The sequence below is a fragment of the Anaerolineae bacterium genome (assembly GCA_016931895.1).
Classification (GTDB): domain Bacteria; phylum Chloroflexota; class Anaerolineae; order 4572-78; family J111; genus JAFGNV01.
In genome coordinates, this window is sequence record JAFGDY010000213.1 from 1 (window position 1) to 18,915 (window position 18,915).

The following is an 18,915-nucleotide window of genomic DNA, read 5'->3' on the forward strand; positions in this document are numbered from 1 at the left end:
ACCCCTGGAGTGCGGAATTTATTCCGCTTTTTGGCAGAGGCAGAATGAATTCTGCACTCCTTCAACTGATTTGAAACACACCCTATTTATTAATATCCCGGATCATTTGGTAAAGTTGTCCGGCAATTTCCAGATTGACTGCTTGATTGGGGTGAGCATCAAGGGGACTGGTGGTAGTTTCAGCCGGATCCCGGCCGGCCAAAAGAGAGCTTATATCCAATACCGGCACGTTTTGTTCTCTAAAAAAATCAACCACAATTTGGGTGATAGAACGGCTTTTTTCAACATCGTCCAGGCTGGGAAAGACCACCACCAAAAGAGGAATGTTTTCGGCATGAGCGCCCTCGATAATGGTGAACAATTCTTGACGATGCTGCCACCATAATTCGGGATTCCGGTAAAGAGAAGCGATCCAGGTTAAATAATCGGGCCGGGGCGGCGGTTGGGTAAAACGGTACCAACGCCAGTAGAGAAAATTCAAGGCGTAAGAGTTGTTGACCAGGCTGCCCCAAATTCCGGTGGGCCTGGACACAAACTCCGGCCGCTCAAAGCCCCGGTTATAGGCCGCCTGTTCAATGTCGTTGATAAAATAGGATAAAATCAAAATATCAGGGGCGTGGGGGTAGTCAATCATGGCCTTGATTTCGTTTTCAGTGGACCAGCCCGGCGACGCCACGACAAAAACCGCGTATTCCGGCCCCAACAATTTAGCCAGTTGGTTGGGAAAACGGTCTTCATAGTTTTTGATGCCCGTGCCGGCCACAAACGAGTCGCCTACAACCATTACCCTGGTTTTGCCGGCAACATCTTCAGGCGTCCATTCCCGGTCCCGATACCCCAACGAATTGATAGGCTGCCAGTACTTTTGGCGCCAGTTTTGGGCCGCCAGAACAAAAGTGTAGCCATCGGTTTGGGCAAAAAACAGTTTAAAATAAATTTCGGCCATCATTAAAATGATAAACAAGCCCAAGAGGCCCAGCGTTAAATTTTCTAAAATACGCCGTTTCGGGGTTTCAGAGGGCCACCAGCGGCGATAGGTCAAAAAAGCGCCAACGATTAATCCCAGCCCTAAAAGTAAAATCGAGATAAATACAAGCCAATACATTATGGATTTTTCTCCCGGGCCGGTTTGGCGCGAGCGTGCCTATACAGGCCGGCCACAACCAGGGCTATCACAATCCCCACCAGCGTGCCAACGCCAAGATATATTCCCCAACGGAAAGACTGCGGCTCATAAGAAAAAACCACCTGATGCCGGCCCGGCTCAAGATAAACTCCCCGCATTACCAAATTAACGGCCAACAGCGAGCGTAGTTGACCATCCACGTACACCTGCCAGCCGGGGTAATACAAATCCGATAAAATCAACAGGCCGGCTTCCGCCAATTCGGCGGAAATCTCAACCCGAGAAGGGTGGTAACGGGTAATATTGACCTTCTCCGCCGCGGGAGTTTCAGGCAAAGGTGAAGTAAGCATGGCCGGGGCGGGACCTTCTACAACGGCCTCAAGCGCCGGGTCAAAATCGGGCCGGGCCAGTTGGGCCTTGACCGCCGCCAGGTTACCGGGCGGGGCTGTTGTTACCCGGTGCACAACCCAGGCTCGCGGCAAAACTTGTTTATTTTCATAGATGCTGTTGGGGCCGTAATATAGCAACTGCCATTGCTCGGCGTTGACCAGGAGGGGATTGGCCCAGCCGCCACGCGAGCCGGGCGCGCCCTGGGGTTTGGTGACAAAGGATAAAACGAGAGGCTGTTGGGCGTACGCCGATAAATCAAGTTGAACAGGAATCCATTGCCGGTCATCAGGATTTTCGCGGGGGCGCAACGCCTGAGAAAAAATAGGCGCAGCCGGCGGCTGTCCGGGTTGGGTGGCGTATATTTCAAATAGAACACCGTCGGCTTGCCAAAATTGAGGGTCAACGGCAATAGCGGTTTCCAATTGAAACCGGCCGGGCAACGCCCCGTGATAGTGAACGACCGACGGCGCCGGCGCGACAAGAACTTCTTGAGACCAATTGTTGATGGCCCATTCAAAAACCTGTCCCGCCTCGCTAAAATCCGATTCAATTTGCGGCGGCTCAACTTCGGTCAAAAGAGAAATTCCGTCTCCGGCGGCCAACAGATCGCGGGGAGTGTAGAGATATTTCACGTTCAGGGCGTCGAGCAAACGGCTGGCCTGGGCATAATAGGTGATGACCCGCAGATTACTGGGCGCGCGCGCGCCGCTGGCTTCGGCGTATTCAAAATAACGCTGAGACAAAAACGAATTGTAAACTTGAACAACCGGCAGGGAAAAAACCCCGCCGGTATTAGGCCACAATACTCTCCCTACCCCTGATATGCGAAAGGGTTGAGTTTCTTTTTTAACTTCTTGCTGTAAAAAGCTAAGGCTGGGCGTAACCGGATAGAGCAAGTGTTTGGGCAGAACGGGCGCAAAATCTAGGTGGGCTAAAAACAGATCAAAAATGATAAGAGCAATGGAAAGAGTGACAAACATTGCGGGTGAAATACGCGCTCTGATCCAACTCCAGAGCAGAAACAGTATTGCGGCCAGCAGTACCAGGGAAAAAAGCACGCTGCTTAGATGATACAACAACGAGGGTTGAAACTCCGGCAGAGCAGGCAAGTTCCAAAAATGCCGGTCTTGATACTTGGATAAAAAGGCCAGCATCATCAAATAGAATAGAGCCAGGCCGCCTAAAACCAGACCTCCTGTAAGGAGCAAACGCAAAACCCGCGAGGGTCGGGATGATAATAACCAATCCGCCCCAATCCCGGCGGCCACAGCCCACCAGAAAACAATAATAAACATAGTGCGCAGCAGCCCCAGGGTAGGAAAAGTGGGATAAAGATAGTAAAAAAGTTGAAAGAAGGGCGGCACGTTAAAGATGACCAGCAGGAAAAATACGCCCAGCCCCACCAAACATCGCGCCAGCCAGGCCCGCGGGGAAAAAAGAGAAGCCATCATAAAAAACAGGGGCAAGAGTCCCAGGTACAGGTACACTTCAAAACGGTAGCCGGGCATGGTCAGGCCGTCAATGTTGGCGCCCCAGATATCCGGGATGAGAGTGCGCAGTAACCCCCATGCGGAGTTATATAAATCCACATTTCCTTCGCTGCGCCGGATGGTGGGGATCAATTCAGCCAGGGGCAAAAGCTGAAAAGCGCCCAGGGCGCTGCCGGCGGCCAAACTCAGCGCCGCGTAAATGAGCGGCGATAGAGCCGTCCATCCCCGTTTCCGCTCTTGTTGCCAGAGGATGACGGCCCGGCAACAGGCGTAAAGCAGCAAGGCCGTAAAGGTGTACAGCACTAACTGCACCTGGCCGGCCAAAATTTGCATCAACACCCCAAAAGCGCCCAGCAAACTCCATTGCCAATTTTGCCGGCCAATGGCCCGCTCCACGGCCCAAAAGATAAACGGCAGCCAGACCATTGTGCTTAAAGAAGAGGGTAATCCCAGCCAAATAACCAGGCTACTGCTGTAAGTAAAAGAGACAGCCGCCACCATCCGGCCAAAATTTTTAACTCCCAATTCTTGCATAAACATAACGGTGAAGAGACTACCCAAGAAGAGGTGGAGAATGGTTGACCAGCCAAAAGCGTGGTACACCGGCATAATTTGCCAGAGAAGGTTGTTAAGAGGATACAGCACCTGAAAATAACCGGCTGAAAGAATAGGCATGCCGTTGCCGGCGTAAGGATACCAAAAGGGGATTTGCCCGTTTTGCCAACTTTCTCGAATGTAGAGCGCGACCGGGTAGAATTTGCGGACCGGGTCGGCCATCAACTCATTCCAAAGGGGGAAGGCGATTGAACCCGGTATTTCGCTGCGCCAGGGTTCGTAGGTAAGCAGCATGTCGAGCGAGAGCAAAATATCGCCCTGGAAGACCACCCGCCAGAGGAACAGTAAGGGTAGACCGGCCAACAAGGCCATACTACCGATGAGTAACCGCTTCTCTTTTACGCCGCTCATCATGGAAGCAGATTGACGCTTGAAAAATTTCATTGTTTGCTTTCTGTTTCCGCGGCTGTTGGTAACTGCTGAATCTTCGCCAAATACTCAACCATTAATGGCGCTAACGCTTTGGCGTAGAGCAGATTGCCCTGCACGCTATAGTGGCTGTCATAACCCAGGGTCAGTTTTTCGCCTGCATTATCGCCATTGACCCCAAGTTGCTGCATATTGTGATAAGGATTGAGCAATGGCAAATCCAAACGCCGGCAAATATCTTCCATCTGCCCAATCATTTCCTGATGACCGGCAAGATTTGCCGGGGCAAATGTATCGTGTTTGGGCAGGTAAACCACCACCGGCTGGATACCATTGGTCTCGGCCATGGTTTTGAAGGCTTTTAAGGCTTCATAGTTCACCGCTACGGGATCAACATTTTCAGGCCGAGCATCCCAATCATCCTCAAAACGAAGCGTTAGAAATAAAGACAACAAAAAATAAAGTCTGCTCTTTGAAAGCAAAGCCTGGTGCGGGCTTTGCAGGCAATCCGGGCCGGGCAGGAGCAGAGTATCAAGGCCTTTCTCTTTAATCAAACGTTCAGGCAGGTTGACAATAGCCTGTCGTAGAGAGCTATACATCACCACATCATTTATTACCGTAAACCGACCGGCCGGGCCATAAAGGTTACGTCCCCAAATTTCGGAAAAGAAAGATAAAAGGGCTACTTTGGGCTTGAGACCTTGCTGCGCCATATCTTTGAGCAAGGCGTCAAACAACAGCACCTCTTGAAAAGTGTTATAGCCGCTCACGCCGCCATTGATAAAATGATATACCTCCGGCTCCGATCCAATTTCAGCTACCTGCTCATCTAAGCGGCGGGGCCAACTCTCTGTAACATTGCCCACCACGCCAAAAGTCATCGAGTCGCCCAAAATTAGCACCAGCCAGGTTTCATCTGTGAGGGAAGGAACTTCAATATCTCTTGCGCCCAGAGCATTGCTCACAATCTCTACCCGGTCGCCATGTTCATTGGTGATTATCCGGGAAGGATAATTTTTTGCCAGGCGATAACTTTGGCCATGGGCAAAAGGCACGTGGTAACCACGCGGCCAATGAGAGCTAACCAAACGAATAGGGATAAATCTAACCACCACTTCAAGCATCATAATGGTCAGAAACAGCGAAGCAATTATCAACCCGCCATTAACCATCACCTTGCGCCGAATTGGCCACAAATTTTGACCCAATTTGTAACCAATAAGCCCGACAATCACTAAAAGCGCTCCCACAGCCACGGGATCAGCCAAAATTGCGTTGAACCAGGGAGGATAAACCTGAAACATAACACTATCAATTTCAACCCTGGCCGCGTCACTACTGAAAAAGCCTACTCCCAATTCAATCTCCACAGCCTGCCCATCAGTGATGAGGGTATGAGTTAGTGAATGCCAGTCTGGTTGGCTCTTTGCCCTGGTAAGAGAGGGTGGGTTCAGGATTTCATCCTGTTTGATTAGTTCACCGGCTCTATTGAATTGTGAGAGGCGCAACAGTGTTTGCACTGAGTCGGGTGGGGTGTCGACAAATCGAAAATTTGCCGTAAATTTGTAGCGATGAAGAGAGATAATGGCCAATCTTTGTCCAACGCCGGCACCACTCCCTTCGACGGTATCGGGTATGGTCAATTCTAGAATGGGGTTATTGCGATCAACAGTAGCGGGTTTGGGAACAGCTTGGGCCTCCCCCACAGCCACAATTTGCCATGCCGTATCAGCCTGCGCAAAATCAGGGTTGGTTAGTAAGTTGGGCGTATGCCGGGCCTGGGATATACGCCATCCAAAAAAACTGGCAACCCCAATAATCAAGAGAAGCCATAAAATCTCGGAAGGCAAATGAAACCTGTTTCCAAACTGTTTATTCATTGCATTGATTCTCACGTGACAACCGCCTGAATCTCCAATCCAGCCCCAACAAAACAGCCAACAGTATAATGGTTCCCAGGCTGATGTACAAACCTACGGTCAACGAAAACGGCTCATAGACAAATTCAACCTGATGATTTCCGGCAGGCAGGTAAACGCCGCGCATAACTAAATTTGTGACATAGAGAGGCTGCGGCACGTTATCCACGTAAACGGACCAGCCGGGATAGTAAAAGCCGGATAACACCAGCAAGCCGGGGGTACTCATAGCCACTTCCATTTTGACCGCGTTGGGAGCATACTCCACAAAATGAGGTATTTCCATCACGTCTGAAGATTGGACGGATTGAGGCAGTTCACCCTCAATAACGGCCTCGCAGGTGGGGTCAAAGTCTGACGCGGCCAATCGTTCTTTTGCTTCAGCCGCGTTAGCCACAGGTATAACTTGATGAACTACCCAGGCTCTGGGTAAAGATTTTTTATTCCGGTAAATACTGTTGACGCCATAATATACCTGTTCAAATTTGGAACTGTCGGTAATCAGTGGGTCGGCCCAACCGCCGGGAATCACCTGGCCATCGTTGGAGGAGGTGACCAGGGAAATCATAACTTCCTGCTGCGCAAAATCGGCCAAATCTACCACTACCGGCCGCCACGTTGCCTGGCTATCTTGGGCTTCCAAACGTTCGGAAAAAAGAGGGGAACCAGGTTCCTGGCCGGGCCGGGTAACGTAGATGGCAAAGGTTATGCTGCCCTGAACCGGGGCCAGAGGGTCAACGGCAATGGCGGTTTCCAGGGTGGCCGGATACGGCAGCATACCTGGATAACTTAAGATACTGTTGGTAGGAGCAAATAGCACCGGCTGAGTCCAATCGCCAATATTCCAATATTTCACCTGACCCGCTTGGGGATGTTCGGAAATCACCTGGGGCTGGCCCATCCTCTCCAACACCGAAAACCAATCACCCTGCGTTAAAACCTGGCGAGAGGCATAGATATACTTTACATTAAGGGCGTCAAGCAAGGCATTGCTGGCCGGTTCAAAAATAATGTCTCTAAAATGTCCGGCGCCACGCAAGCCGGTCAAGTTGGCATAATCACTGAATCGGGCAGATAAAAAAGAATCATGTATCTGCACTGAGGCAATACCATACATGCCGGTTGTATCGGAAGGCAGCATATTCCTCACCCCGGAGACGCGAAACGGCTCGCTCTCTTGGGCGGCCAATTGTTGCAGGTTGACCAAACTGGGGGGAGGATGGGTTAGCATCCGTTTAGGAAAGGTTGGGGTGAAATCAAGATGGGCCAGAAAAAGGTCCAGTACCAGTAATAGGACAGCCGCGCTCATAAAAAAAGTTTTTGACAATCTGGCTGTCGCCCATAACCAAAGCAGGCTTAGGGTTAGGCCAAAAAAGAATAAAAATAAAAGCAGGTTGGCAAAATAATAATCTAAACTTGGTATCTTGTCAGGCGGAAGGGGCAAATTCCAAAAATGGCGGGCCTGATATTTGGAAATAAAGGCCAGATACAGGGTAACCAACAGGGCAACAGCACCGATGAATGAACCGGCCCCAACCAACCGCTTTAAGAATTGTTGGGGTCGCTCGGTTAAAAGCCAATCGGCGCCAATTCCGGCGGCAGCGGCCCATAGAAACGTAAGGGCATACAAAGAGCGATAGAAACCGAGGGAGGAAAAAGCCGGATAAACGTAACGAAAAATCTGATAAAAGGGCGGCACATTGTAAATGACCAACAGATACAACAGGCCAATCCCAAATAGAATGCGGGCTATGGCCGCCCGTTTGGAAAATAAAGACGCAGTCAGAAAAAACAAAGGTAAAAGGCCAAAATAGAGATAGGCCTCAAACTCAAGAGAAGAGAGGTCATGACCGTCTACCGGCGTGCCCCTCACATCGGGCATCAACAACCGGAGCAAGTTCCGAGGAGGGATGTAGAGTGAGGTGTCAACTTCTGCACGGGTGATGCCGGTAGAAACCAGTTCCAGGGTTGACAAAATCTGGAATGCGACCAGGCCGCATCCCAACCCAAAAATAAGGCCGGTATAAAACAAGGGGTAGATTGCCTGCCGCCAATTTTGTTGCTGCCGCCAGGCCAATAAAGAGCGGGCCACTGCGTAAAGGGCCAAAGTGATCAGGCTATAAGAGGCCAACTGCAAACTGCCGGAGAGTATCTGCAAGGCCACGCCTGAAACACCCAGCAGGCTCCAACGCCAATCGCGGCGGTTCATACTCCGTTCCAGGCCCAAAAATAACAACGGTATCCAGACCATGGGGTCAAAGGTAAAGGGCAGGCCCAGCCAAGTTATCAAATGGCTGCTGTAAGAAAAACTAACAGCCGCCACCAGACTGCCAAAATGGCCCACCTGCAACTCTCGCATATAAAAATGGGTAAAACAACCGGCCAAAAATAAATGGAGAATGGCAGACCAGCCAAAGGCCGTTGGCACATCCATAATTTGCCATAAAATATTGTTAACCGGATACAACGCCTGCCCAATTGCCCGGCCCACAATCGGCAAACCGAGACCTACGTAAGGATACCAGAGGGGCACCTGCCCCTGCCGCCAGCTTTCCTTAATGAAGACTGCCAGGCCGTAAGAGTCGAACAGCGGATCGGCGGTTTTTTCGTTCCAAATAGGAACGGCTTTGGCTCCCGGCAGTTCGCTGCGCCAGGGCTCATAGAGCAGCAGCATATCGGCGGAAAGGAGAATATCACCCTTAAAGGCCACCCGCCACAAAAATAGAAAGGAAAGTAAAGCCAATAGTAATAAACTGGCCGCAGTGAGCCATTTGCCCTGTAATTTAAATTTCATCTGAACGACACATATTTTCTAATCAACTATTTCAACAGACGTGATAAAAACAGAATCATTTGCCCCGCCCTGTTCCTGCGCCATCAACCGCTCGCCCGTATCTGGAACATACAAGCCCATATAGAGTTTGTACTGCCCTGCCGGCAGGTCGGCAGGCAGGGCAAGCAAGATAATCTCTCTGACTCGCAGGCCGGAAGCCCAAGTATTGGTGGGCCACATGCCTTTAGCCGGATAAATGGCCGCATCCTCCGGGGCATAATTTTGCAGAGTGTCAATATTGAGCCTTAGCCGGTGCTGACCCTTCGGCGCGGGAAAGGGAAAATGGTCGGCATTGGCAACAGGCCGGCCAGCCTGGTTACGCAATTGCACAAAAATTTTATAAGGCCGGTCAGGAGGTTCCAGGACCGTCCAGTAAGCGGCTAAACCGATTTTTTGACCGGGCTGCCAGGGTGATGGAGGGTCAAGGTCAACGCCTTCCAGCACAATGGCTGAACCGATTTGACTGCCGATAGAAAGGTCGGGTTGACGACTAAGCTGCCGATTACCAACGTAAACTATCACATCTTCCCCAAAGGTTATTTCAAAAAAATACAACTCTCGTAATTGGAGCTGTAGTTCCGGCAACTGCTGTTGAAAACGGCGGTCAGAATAGACCACCGCCGGGCAATGGCGCTGAAGCACTTGCCGGGCAATATCGTCTGCGGTTAGCCAGCCGGTGATAATCCGCGCCCAGGACGTTTCTGAGAGGGCTGCCGGAACCAAGCGTTTTACGGCAAAGGCAAACCGTTGGTCGTCGGTGATAATGCAATCATCCGCCAGGGTATTTTGCCAAACATATTGCACGGCATCCAGATTTAATCCCGGAAACGTGTCCGGCGATGGGGTGGAGGCCGCGCTTTTGACCGGCGTCCATAACGCCCACCCCACAAGGCCCAGCAGGAGCAACCCTGTCACCACACCGCCAAGATATTTAATGCGAACACGCTGTAACCGACCATTCAACCAGATAAGGCTATCAGCCACCCCCAGGCCGCTTAAAACGGCTAACGGAGGAACGAGCAGCACGGCATAACGGTCTCGCAGGGGAATATGCCAAATGAGCAAACCTGTAGCCAGGCCCAACCAGGTCAACCAGAGTACCACCTCCAAACGACGCTGCCGCCAGCCAGTAATGCTTCCCAAGATAGCGCCAACCACCAGCGGAGCCACGGCCAGCCACATTTGCCCTACCCAGACCACATTGTCCAGCAAACTCATCTGCTGAGACCAGACCTGGCGTAACTCCATGCGGAAACGGAATACTTGTTGGTACATGGCCAGGGGATCGTAAATAAGCACAAAGATAACCAAAACAAGCCCAAACCCGGCCAGCCAAATCCCTCCGGTCACAGCCAAGTAACGAATTGCCGAAACTAATGCTTTTCTTTGGCTGGTTAGCGCAGTCCGCAACACCAAAATACCGATAAGCAATGGCACAAAAATCACAAAAATCTTTAGCGCCAAACTCAAGGCAAAGGTCAAGCCGGATAGGGCCAGCCAAAACAGTTTGCCATCGGCATCATATTGCCGGGCCATAGCCAGTGACAGGACGGCCAGCGCTACTGCCGGCACTTCCGCCATAAGAGAGGCGGAATTTTGAAAATAGAGCGTGTTAAAGGATAGGAACACTGCAGCCAATAGACCGGCCCAAAATCCCGGCCAACTCTGCCAGGGTTGAAATGACCAGAAGACACCGATGATGCCTAACAGACTGAAAAACATCATCGGATAGCGCACCGCCAAGGTTACGTCAAAAAGCAAGGCGCCCAGTTGAATGGCCCACAAAGCCAGGGGTGGAATCCCAACAAAGGTTTCGGTGTAGGCCGGATGACCGGCATTGACTAACGCGCCAAACATCAGCCAGTGCCCTTCATCATAATCTAACGGTTGAACCCACAGGTAACGGGCGCGTAGCCACCAGGAGAGAAGCAGCACCAGGGCCAACCCTACCCATCCCCAAAAATATCTGGGTTTGGCAGAGAACGAAACAACGGCAGGGGTCATTCTTGGCGGGCCTCGGCAGGTTGGACTAATTTTTGTGCAACAAACAGATCATACAACGCTTCAGCGACCAGGGCATGCACCCGTTCGCCGGGATGCGGGTCAACCGGGCTGGCAGTCAGCTCATCCGTAGGGATGCCCTGAATTAAATTGGCCACATCCAGCACCGGCACATTCCAAGACTCAAGGAGGGCTATAATACGTTCTGTAACCACTTTACTTTCTTCAGGGCGATTCATACTTGGAAAAACAATAACCATGAACGGAATCTGCTCAGACTTTGCGCCTTCATAGATAGAGAGCAAGTCTTGTTGGTGTGTCCACCAGGCCTCGAGATTATTGTATAAACCAAGCAAATGCAACCATTCGGCATCGGGCTGACCGGCCTGCAACAGACGATATAATCGCCAATACAGAAAATTGAAGGCGTAGGAATTTCTGACCAGGGGGGAGAGAAGCGGCGGCACAGACGGCCCCAATTCTCGGCCGGTGTTATACCACCACCGCACGTCGTCAATATCATTCACAAAATAAGATAGGACCAGAATATCGGGAGGATAGGGATAATTGAGAATGGCTTCAATTTCCTGAACTGTGTTAGCCCTACGTTTACCAAGATTTAAAACTACATACTTAGGGCCAAGTTTTTGGGCCAATTGGTCCGGGAAACGATCTTGCGGATTCTCAATGCCCACTCCCTCCACAAACGAATCCCCCACCACCATCACTTTGGTCTTGTTATCTACCAGTTCCGGCGTCCACTCTACATCTCTATATCCCCAAGAGTTTATGGTGCCCTCGTAATACCGCTGATGCCAATTTTGCACCGCCAGCGTGGGCAAAGCGTCAGGCTGGGCAAAAAACACTTTAAAGTAAAATTCCACTGCCATCAGGGTCAGAAAGATGGTCAGCATCATCAAGATAACGTTTTGCAGGATAGGGCGAGTTGGTTTAGCGCGAGACACATAAACCAGCCCTATCGCCAAACCACCAACGCCCAAAACTAAAAGTAGAAGATAAGCAACCCAATAACTCATGAATTCAGTCCGCCGCGCCTAATCCGAAATAATAACCGTTTTGGGTAAAATCTCATCTATTATCAGCCGATCAGTGGCAGCTTCGTTTGGTATTTGTACGGTGAGCCATTCGCCAGCATTTTCAAACCTAACCTTAACAATTAAGAAGGCAGGCAAATTATTTAACGGCAATTCGTAATGGCTGACACTCTGCCAGGTTAAAGAATTTTCCGGAAGCGGAACCGGCAAAATTTGTTGGGCGATGATTGCCCCATTGTCGGCGATCACCTCAACTTGGGCTTCAAGGGGGTCAAGCGGAGCGCGGTTCAGCCAATACAGGCCCAACAGCAGCACGCCAGCCGGGCCGCCTCCCTTTCCCCCTAAATTATAACCCAGCACATCGAGCGTTTGTCCAAAGGTAACATTTTCAACCTGATATTGAGGGGTGGCTGCCGGGGAGCCTGGGCTGAAATCGCCGGGGATATCGGCCAGGTTTATTGTGGCTACAGCATTTGCCATATCCATCGGTTGTAGCAAAAGCGACAGATGATAATCACCTGGCGCAAACATGCCGCCCGTTTCTAAAGGCCAGGATAATTTGACCACTTCACCGGGCTGCCACTTGGTCAGGGGGTGGAACTCAGGTGACAGGGCATTGCTCCAGGTAGTGATAGCTTGACCTTGAACGTCAAGCAAGGCCAACTTTACGCGATATTCCCAATCAAGAGGTCTATCGGCTTGCCAATATAACTCAATATAGGACGGTTCATTGATCAGATTATAACCCAAGAGAGTCAGGCCGGTATCACCGGCGGGCTGTTCCAGGCGGTATTGAATGGGTAAGGTTTGGATAGGCACACCCAATGCCCCTCGATTGACGACGATGGTACTGGTTGGTTTGGGCAAGGGGAAAGTCCAGGTTTCTTGGCCAGAGTCTTTGAGCCTCAAGCCGATTTCAAGGGGGTAATATCCCAACGGTATATCCTGGGGCAGTTCAAGCGATGCGGCAAAAACCAATAAGGCGCCAGGTTGCAATAAATAAGGTTGAAATTCAGGTTTTAATTGAGCCGCTGCGGCTTGATATACCTGTCCGGTTTGATCCAATAGTTTGATAAAAAACTCACTGTCGGTCAATTGCCAGCCCTGGGCCTCGCCATTTTCCCAGAAAATCGTCACTTTTAGGCTGTCACCTGCCGCTACCTTTGCCGCAGAAGGCCGATATCCAAGCAGTCTGCCATGAGAGCCAAGCCACTGCTCAACCTGATGGAAGTTTTTGGGCAGGCGATATAGCTCGGCATAATCTATTCCATCCCGGCTAAATTTTTGCACCAATTCGCCCTCTGAACGAACAGCTTGAACCGTGGAAGGTTTCACTGTTTCCCGTTGCGCGGCAAAGACCTGAAGTAAAAAATAATCAGTGACCAAAAAGTTAGATTCCTCAAGGCAATCTCCAGGAAAAACCAAACGAGAAATATAACAAACATCCAAATCGCCGGAAAGGCTTATTTCCTCTGGCTGGGGCAGGGTATTAAGGTATGCAAACATGATGTCCAAACCCTCACCACTCCCCACGGGAAGTATTTTTGCCGCTCCCCGGCCACCCCCCAACAGCGGATTCCAATAACTAAAGTAGTAGGGATGATGGGGCAAAGCTAACCAGGCGCTACAAACTAATAATATTCCCCAGACCCACTCGGGCCTTACAGGATTCATACGAACCCGTTCAGAGATGAAAGTGGCCAAGACCAGGAAACCAATTGCAGCGAGAATAGATAAGCCCGGAAAAATGGGCAACAGGTAATGAGGCACTTTGGAAGCCCCCAAGTTCATGGCAATGAAGTAAAAAAACACATACGCTATGATAAGCAAAGTTGGCGCGGCAAATGGGATAAACGACTGCAAGGCTTGAGGTAGTTCTTGTTGTCGCCAACGATTCAATAACAAAAGAAGCAAACTCGCCACAGTAACTGCCCCCCCTAACCAAACAAGAGGCGTTGTCCGATAAGCCAATAACCATAGATAAAACAAAATGCCGGGATCATCCGTCCCGATTTCCCCCCAGAAGAAAAACTGCTGCTCTCCTCCCCAAACAGCACCTGCATTTTCAGCCGTTAGCTGCATGATTTTGTACATGTCATAAAAAGTGGTCAAAGGTGAGACCCATAAGGCCGGCCAGAGCACAAAGAATGTACCGCCCATGATCAAGGCCCACCAAAAAACATCGCGGACCGTTGATTTTAATATTTTTAAGACATCTCGCTCGCCCACCCATAGCGGCCAGACCAAGAGCGTTAAGCCCGCAAAAGTTAACAAATAAAGGGACGTGATCTTTGTGAGGGCGGCTAAACTACCCAAGGTACTACTGGCCACCAACCAACGCTTTCTCCCCTCTTTAGCATATAGCAGAATAGCAAGCACGCTTAACAACATCAAACCGGCGTTTAAACCATCCGTCCGAAACACCCGCGCTTGGGTCAACAGAAAAGGGTCAAGCGCCATCAGAATGGTGGCGGTGACAGCCACAAAGTTATTGAATATTCGCCGGAGTAGCCAAAAGCTGATAAAAATAATGCCCGAATTTATCAAGGCCAAGACCAGGCGGCGGCGGGGTAAGGCAGCAAATACAACTTCATCCGCAGCCGATAACATTTGGGCTACGTTTGGGCGGCCCAACCACTCAAACGCCTTAACCTGAGCAGCCTCCACCCACATGAGCGTAACCGCCGGATAATTATTGGCTGTTTTGGTCCAATCCCCTGCCAGAACGGCTTGAGTCATTTGGCTAATCCAACGGCCAATCGTTATTTCATCAAAGGTTAAGAATAGGGGAGAAAAGGGTAATATCCGGGGCAATAATACAATACAAAAAAGAAGTAATATGAGGGCAACAGGCATAATAATACGCCTCACCGCTGCTCTCCTCGCCTGGTGGTCGCCTCGATCAGATAGCGGGGGCGAGAACGAGTTTCATCCAACGCCCGCCACAGATACTCGCCTAAAACACCAAGCATCACCATCTGAATCCCTCCCAGAATGAGTACCACTATCATCAACGAAGCCCAACCTTGAGGGGGCAGGCCCCGCAAAGCATTAAAAGTAACAATTCCGGCGTAGAAAAAACCAAGCAGCGCCGTGACAAAGCCCACGTAAGACATCAGGCGAATAGGGAGATGGGTGAACGAGGTCACCGAGTCGACCACTAATTTCAGCTTCTTTTCCAAACTCCAACCCGATTGACCATGCATACGGGTGCGCTTACTATAGGTCACGACCGCCTGGCGGAAGCCCATCCAGGTTATGAGCGCCATTATACTAACATTACGCTCATTAAACTGGACAAAAGCATCCAGCACCCGCCGGTCAACAAGAAAAAAATCGGCCCCGGTGGCGGGCATTTGGTTGAGACCAACAAATCGGCGCATGAGCAGATAATATAACCGGGCAAAGCCAACCCTAGAAGCTTTCTCGCCCTCTCGCCGGGCGCGAACGGCCCAAACTACCTGAGCCCCGGCCCGCCACTGCTCCACAAATTCTGGCAATATTTGGGGCGGGTCCTGCATATCAGCCGCCATAACAACGGCGCAATCGCCTTTGGCCTGATGCAAACCACAGGTGATAGCCGTATGTGAGCCAAAATTGCGGGCAAAACGGATACCCTGAACCTGAACATTCTGCCCGGCAATCTGCTCAATAACGGCAAAAGTTTCATCGCTCGAATGGTCATCAACCACAATCCATTCCCAAGCCAAATCCAGGGAGTTTAGGGATTGGATGAGTTGCTCGTATAGGAGCGGCAAATTGTCAGCTTCATTATAAGCAGGCGTAACAATGGACAATAGTGGTTGTTTATTTGGGTATTGCTTGCATTGCATAAGCTGGTCAACCTGAATAATTTACCCCCGTTTTTTTACGGCTCTATACTGACTCTAATGCTTCACGGAGGGCTGTCACCACCGTCTCTTGCTCGGCTTCGGTCATTTGGTGAAACAGCGGTAAAATAATGGCTTGATCTTGAGCCTGTTCACTCTCGGCCAGATTTCGACAAGTGCCTGACGGACAATCACAGTTACCGGAAGCAGGGCCACAAGACCAAGCTACCTGGTTATACGCCGGTTCACGATGAGCGCACATAATGCCCCGCCGCGTGGCCACGCCGGCATCCAGCATACGTTGCATAACCTGATACTGGTCATACTCGCCGGAGAGACGAATGCAGTAACTTTGCCAATTGCTCCTGGCCCACCCCGGTTTTACCGGGAGGTAGACTCCCGGCACATCATTTAACAGGGCGTGATATCGAGCGGCCAATACACGACGTTGCCCAATCATCTCCGGCAAACGTTTGAGTTGCTCCCGGCCAATAGCCGCCTGAATATCCGTCATCCGGTAGTTATACCCTAACCTGGAATAAGTCTCAAAGATTACCTGTTTGGCCGCATGCCGGACCGTATCGGGCACATCCATGCCGTGCTGGCGCCAAAGGCGAAACCGGTGATCCCATTCGGCATTGGAGGTGGTGATGAGGCCCCCGTCGCCGGTGGTAACAATTTTGCGCGGGTGAAACGAAAAACAGGCAATATCCCCATGCGGTTTGCCAATCTTTTCCCATTGCTCCTGCCACAGTATTTCACTGCCAATGGCGCAAGCCGCATCCTCAACCACCGGCAATGCATAAGCTTGGGCCATCTTCAGAATTGCCGGCAAATTACACGGCATTCCCATTTGATGGACGCATAGAATGGCTCGGGTCCGCTCGGTAATCACGCGCTCAAGCAAAGCGGGGTTAAGATTAAAAGTTTCAGGCTCAATATCAACAAAAACCGGCGTTGCCCCACAATAACAAATGGCGTTAGCCGTAGCAATAAAGGAGTGGCTGACCGTAATCACCTCATCGCCGGGTTGAACGCCAACGGCCAGGAGGGCCAGGTGCAAAGCAGTAGTGCAACTGGACACGGCACAAGCATGGGCAGCGCCCACATAAGCGGTAAATTCCCGTTCAAAGGCGGCCACTTCTGGCCCTTGGGTTACCCAACCCGACAAAATTGCCCGGCTGGCCGCTTGAGCATCTTGCTCATCCAGCCAGGGTTTGGTGACAGGAATGAATCCGTTTTTTTTAGCCACCGGCTTTTATCTCTGCTAACTGCCAATTGCGCACAACCTCTTGTTCCAACAAAGCTTCCGGTGACTGTTCAAGACTGAGATACCAGTCCCTCAGTTTGGTCAGCCCCTGGCGCAAACTTAGCTGCGGCTCAAAACCAAGTAACTGACGCGCCTTTGTGGTATCCGCATAGAGTCGCAAAACATCACCCGGCCGAGGTTGATCATAGGTTATGTTTGCGTTTTTGCCAAGCACTTCAGCTATCTCACCGGCCAATTGTTTGATACCGATTTCGCGGCCTTGGCCCAGGTTGATTGTCTGCCCGATAGCCTCCTGGGTCAAACCGGCCATGAGAATAGCCCTGGCGGTGTCGCTCACGTAGGTAAAGTCTCGCGTTTGGCGGCCATCGCCAAAAATCACCATGGGGCGACCAGCCATAGAACGCAATAAAAATTTAGGAATCACTTCCCCACTATCGCCTTCATGATGACAGCGAGGCCCGTAAGCATTAAAGGGTCTGACCACTACCGTTGGATAACCGTAGGTTCGATAATAAGCGCGAGCATAAGCCTCACCGGCCAATTTGGAAGCGCCGTACACCGTCATCGGAAAAGTGGGATGGTCCTCGGTCATTGGCGCCCAGCGCGCCGTTCCGTACACTTCAGAAGTGGATACATACACAAAACGGGCCACTCCTACATCTTTGGCAATGGACAACAGGTTTAAAGTAGCCGTGGCATTTACCGCATGATTTTCGCCAGGCGAATGAATTGAATGGCGCACGCCCAGGCAGGCTAGGTGGAACATAATCTCCGTATCTTTCATTAGTCCTACCATCCGGTTGCTGTCTCGAATATCAACTACCTCCAGTTGAACCTGGCTGCCTGACAGTCCCTCTAAATTTTCCCGCCGACCATTAACCAAATTATCCACAACCAAAACTTTAACCCCCTGCTTGGCCAGTTGATGAACAAGCTCAGAACCAATAAAACCGGCTCCTCCCGTAACCAGCACTTTTTTCTTTAATTTTTGTAAGCGGGAAATTACTGTCATCGGCGTTTCTCTTCAAACCACCTGTGCAAGGTAACCAGCGTGCAAATCACTTTAAAATTAAGTTTGTTATGCAGATTCAGAGAAGCTACATTACGGATAGTAAGTCCAGAGTCAACCACATCTAACCCCTCTTCCCACCGATGATAATGAGCCAGCGCAGTAAAAAAAGCAGTGCCTAGGCCCCGGCCTCGCGCCAACGGGTCTAGCAAGGCCATTTTCCACATGGCAAATTGCAGGCCAAAATAGGGCTGCAAATCACTTTGGTAATAAATCATGAAAGCTACCGGCCTCTCTTCAACATCAAGGCATAATATCTGTTGGTTAGGGTCATCAAAAGCTGTCCGAATCCACTTTTTATAGAGAGAATCTGCTTTATGCTGATCAATGTGGGCGTCGGCATGAAATCTTTGCGTGATAAATGCGCTGTCGGCGTAGTCAAGCATAACGTCACGATCACGCGCTTGCGCTAATCGCAGGGTATGGGCAGGCTGGCTCAGTTTATCCAATTTTCTTAAGTCATACTTATTGTAAATCCAATTTTCAAGATAGTGATAACCACTCTGTTCAAAACCGTGAATGACCGCCAGATCCAAAGACGGTAGCCTGACCGAAGTAAAACGAATAGTCATCTCCTGGGCCCATTGGTGAAATGCACCTAACAAAAACTCGGTGATTTCTACGCGCCGGTGATAATCCACTTCGCATATAATGGCCGAATCAATAAGGGCTACCCTGTAACCAAAATGTTCGGTATCCCACTGCGATAGCCGGAACAACAATAATCCCAAAAGTTGCCCGCCGGGAGCAAAAACTGCTATATGTTGGGTGTCTTCACGCGCCAAATAGTGGCGCGTCTGGTCCAAAACCAAACGCCTTGACGCTTCTATAGGCAGGCTTTGATCTTCGCAATATCGGCCATATTTGTACTGGCCAATCAAAAGCTCCAGTTTGCTGTCAGAAATTCGGGGATTAATATCTCTTTGCACTATTAATAATCTTCCTGTT

11 protein-coding genes are annotated in these 18,915 nt (G+C 50.5%); all 11 read right to left on the bottom strand.

Going from position 1 to position 18,915, the window contains the following annotated elements:
• Window positions 1-82: 82 nt before the first annotated feature.
• A complete protein-coding gene (locus JW953_15805) occupies window positions 83-1,105 on the bottom strand; it encodes an SGNH/GDSL hydrolase family protein (protein ID MBN1994163.1) in 1,023 nt (340 codons plus the stop codon).
• Complete coding sequence (locus JW953_15810) at window positions 1,105-4,005, bottom strand: YfhO family protein (GenBank protein MBN1994164.1); 2,901 nt, start codon at window positions 4,003-4,005, stop codon at window positions 1,105-1,107. The genes JW953_15805 and JW953_15810 overlap by 1 nt, the downstream gene beginning before the upstream one ends.
• Window positions 4,002-5,870: a hypothetical protein gene (locus JW953_15815; GenBank protein ID MBN1994165.1), complete on the bottom strand. Its 1,869-nt coding sequence runs from the start codon at window positions 5,868-5,870 to the stop codon at window positions 4,002-4,004. Before JW953_15815 ends, JW953_15810 begins: the two co-directional genes overlap by 4 nt.
• Window positions 5,863-8,703 (bottom strand): YfhO family protein, encoded by a 2,841-nt coding sequence (locus JW953_15820; GenBank protein MBN1994166.1) that lies wholly within the window; start codon window positions 8,701-8,703, stop codon window positions 5,863-5,865. Before JW953_15820 ends, JW953_15815 begins: the two co-directional genes overlap by 8 nt.
• A gap of 18 nt (window positions 8,704-8,721) precedes the next feature.
• Window positions 8,722-10,746 (bottom strand): hypothetical protein, encoded by a 2,025-nt coding sequence (locus JW953_15825; protein ID MBN1994167.1) that lies wholly within the window; start codon window positions 10,744-10,746, stop codon window positions 8,722-8,724.
• Window positions 10,743-11,780, bottom strand: coding sequence for an SGNH/GDSL hydrolase family protein (locus JW953_15830; GenBank protein MBN1994168.1), 1,038 nt, complete (start codon window positions 11,778-11,780; stop codon window positions 10,743-10,745). Before JW953_15830 ends, JW953_15825 begins: the two co-directional genes overlap by 4 nt.
• Before the next feature lie 18 nt (window positions 11,781-11,798).
• On the bottom strand, window positions 11,799-14,537 hold the full coding sequence (locus tag JW953_15835) for a glycosyltransferase family 39 protein (protein ID MBN1994169.1): 2,739 nt from the start codon (window positions 14,535-14,537) through the stop codon (window positions 11,799-11,801).
• Window positions 14,538-14,665: 128 nt separating this feature from the next.
• The gene (locus JW953_15840) at window positions 14,666-15,631 is read right to left on the bottom strand and encodes a glycosyltransferase (protein ID MBN1994170.1); all 966 of its coding nucleotides are present in this window, start codon (window positions 15,629-15,631) and stop codon (window positions 14,666-14,668) included.
• Window positions 15,632-15,674: 43 nt separating this feature from the next.
• Window positions 15,675-16,880, bottom strand: coding sequence for a DegT/DnrJ/EryC1/StrS family aminotransferase (locus JW953_15845; GenBank protein MBN1994171.1), 1,206 nt, complete (start codon window positions 16,878-16,880; stop codon window positions 15,675-15,677).
• Window positions 16,873-17,910: an SDR family NAD(P)-dependent oxidoreductase gene (locus tag JW953_15850; protein MBN1994172.1), complete on the bottom strand. Its 1,038-nt coding sequence runs from the start codon at window positions 17,908-17,910 to the stop codon at window positions 16,873-16,875. Before JW953_15850 ends, JW953_15845 begins: the two co-directional genes overlap by 8 nt.
• Window positions 17,907-18,896: a GNAT family N-acetyltransferase gene (locus JW953_15855; GenBank protein ID MBN1994173.1), complete on the bottom strand. Its 990-nt coding sequence runs from the start codon at window positions 18,894-18,896 to the stop codon at window positions 17,907-17,909. Before JW953_15855 ends, JW953_15850 begins: the two co-directional genes overlap by 4 nt.
• Window positions 18,897-18,915 lie beyond the last annotated feature (19 nt).